The organism is Gilliamella sp. wkB18, assembly GCF_001690875.1.
GTDB classification, from domain to species: domain Bacteria; phylum Pseudomonadota; class Gammaproteobacteria; order Enterobacterales; family Orbaceae; genus Gilliamella; species Gilliamella apicola_A.
On sequence record NZ_LZHM01000089.1, the window covers coordinates 1 to 794 of the forward strand.

General features: G+C 36.8%; 2 protein-coding genes. Both read left to right on the plus strand.

Annotated features, from left to right (window positions below):
- A partial coding sequence (locus A9G48_RS11705; RefSeq protein ID WP_176702013.1) for a hypothetical protein occupies positions 1-279 on the plus strand: 279 nt, incomplete at its 5' end.
- A 29-nt stretch (positions 280-308) separates the two neighbouring features.
- The coding region (locus tag A9G48_RS09360) for a DUF6708 domain-containing protein (protein ID WP_218057872.1) at positions 309-794 on the plus strand (486 nt) is incomplete at its 3' end.

Genomic DNA, 794 nt, shown 5'->3' on the forward strand with positions numbered 1-794 from the left:
TGCCAACCGGGCACGCACCAAGTGATAGATCATATTATGTTAGATCCTATGCGAGCCGGTGCAGGAAGTACATTTGTTTGGGGGTGGATCAATAGTTTTATGGTGCATTATAAATCTGCCAATATCGATGACGGTGAATATAAGTCAGATCAAGAAGCGGAATTTAAAGCCCATAGGATTGAAGGGCAAGGTTGGCCCGAATGGATGGTCGAAGCGTTTAATGCCACATCGCAAGAAGAGCTCGCCGAAATCAAACAAAGATACCATATAACGGAATAACCCAGATGATTAAGGAATAAGGAATAATTATGCCATCAAAATACCGCCCACAAATCTTTGGTTGGTTTGGGGATCTAGATAAAGGTCCTTATAGTGTACCTTTGCATGACGATCGCTTAAGTTATGCCAATAATACCTATTGTGCCTTTATTCGTCAGATTCCTTCTGATCAAGCTTTTTATTTATGTATTCATATGATTATTGTTATCTTTCTATGCCCGACAATAGTTTTATTATCTATATTAATTTATTTATGTAATCCAATTTTAGAAACTAAATTATTTTTGGCAACATTAGTTGGAGTAATAGCAAGTTGTTGTGCTGTATATTATGCTGTTCCTCAACTATATCATTATCTGTTCTCCCGCCGTGGCAGCCCCATTATATTCAATCGTAAAACCGGTAAAGTCTATGTTAACGAAAGTTACTTTTTTAACTTTAAGTTTTTACATCACCCTTCGGTATTTTTACAACCGAAAAAACGCCGAATAAAAGAATATGATTGGGACGATTTG